The organism is Methylobacterium sp. CCH5-D2 (assembly GCF_001556475.1).
In the GTDB taxonomy this organism is placed as follows: Bacteria; Pseudomonadota; Alphaproteobacteria; order Rhizobiales; family Beijerinckiaceae; genus Methylobacterium; species Methylobacterium hispanicum.
In genome coordinates this window covers 1-1,407 of record NZ_LSIX01000175.1, presented here as the reverse complement: position 1 = coordinate 1,407, position 1,407 = coordinate 1, and the positions used below count along the sequence as shown (strand labels likewise).

The 1,407-nt window shown below is 68.9% G+C and carries 2 protein-coding genes; both read left to right on the top strand.

Annotation, left to right across the window (positions count from 1 at the left end):
• A partial coding sequence (locus tag AX737_RS04640; RefSeq protein ID WP_156453526.1) for a TOBE domain-containing protein occupies positions 1 to 277 on the top strand: 277 nt, incomplete at its 5' end.
• Between the two features lie 314 nt (positions 278 to 591).
• Positions 592 to 1,407: porin (locus AX737_RS04635; protein WP_197430456.1), on the top strand; the 816-nt coding region annotated here is incomplete at its 3' end.

Below are 1,407 nucleotides of genomic sequence, written 5' to 3'. Positions count from 1 at the left end.
GGTCGATCTCGGCGGCCACCGCCTCTGGGGCGTCGACCGGGCGGATGGCGGGACGCCCGCCGGCAAGGGCGTGATCCGCCTGGAGGCGGTGCGCCTCGCCGAGGGGGCCGGCGAGAACCGGCTGCCGGCCGAGTACGAGACCTCGATCTATCTCGGCAACCAGTTCGAGCATCTGTTCCGCTGCGGCGGCCAGACCGTGCGCGTCCTGTCCGACCGGCGCGCGGGCCCCGGCCCGCACTGGCTCGAATGCCCGCCCGACCGGCTCTGGGTGTTCTAGCACCGGAGTTGGGCCGCCGCTGCGGCGTGCGCGACCGTTCGGGGCATCCCGCGCGCGGCCACCGCCGCCGCGCGCGGCGCAGCCGTGCGCGCAACCTCGACGTGTTGCAGAAACAATACAGAAATACAGCCGCGCGCAGGTCTCTGCAAGAACACGCTTGCGGTTGGAACGGACGATCGTCCTAATAACGAGTGTTCCGTAGTCACGGAATACAATTCGGCGCTCAAGTCACATGCCGATATCCCGGCGTCCCGAAGTTGTTCTTCGGGCGATGACGGGCGCGTGCCGAGAATCAGAACAAGGGGGGAGACATCATGCGTTCCATCGACAGGATCCTGCTCGCGTCGGCGGCGAGCCTCCTCGGGCTGCCTGCCGCCCAGGCCGCCGACCTTCCGGTCAAGAAAGCCGCCCCGATCGAGTACGTGCGCGTCTGCTCGACCTACGGCAACGGCTTCTTCTACATCCCCGGCACCGACACCTGCCTGCGCCTGTCGGGCCGCGCCCGTTTCGAGTACGGCTACCAAGCCTCGTACAGCCGGAACGGCGGCACCACGGCGGCGGGACCGGGCGACTACAGCGGCTATCGGGGCCTCGCCCGTATCAACATCGATGCCCGGACCAAGACCGATTACGGCACGCTGCGCGCCTTCCTGCGCCTCGAGGCGGCGAGCCGCACCGGCATCCCGACCATCCACTCGGGCACCCAGAACCGCATCGCCAACGCCTTCCCGGCGCTGGGCACCGACGGCTTCGGCCGGGTGCAGCAATACTTCAACACCGACAAGGCCTTCATCCAGTTCGCCGGCTTCACCGCCGGCCGCGCCTCGTCCTTCTACGATCTCTACGCCCACGACTTCGAGATCATCGCCTCGTCGATGAGCTCCGACGTCGCCTCGACGAACCTCGCGGCCTACACCGCGACGCTCGGCAACGGCTTCTCGGCGACCATCTCGATGGAGGATCCGAGCTTCCGCCGCTCGCCGCTCTTCTCCGCCCAGACCGCGGCGGTCGCGGCCGCCGCGACCGGCAATTCCAGTACCGCCCTCTACGCGCAGACCAACGCGCTCACCCCGCTCTTCGTCGGCTACAGCGCGGCGGGCGTGCCGACCGGCGTCGGCTTCGTCGACATG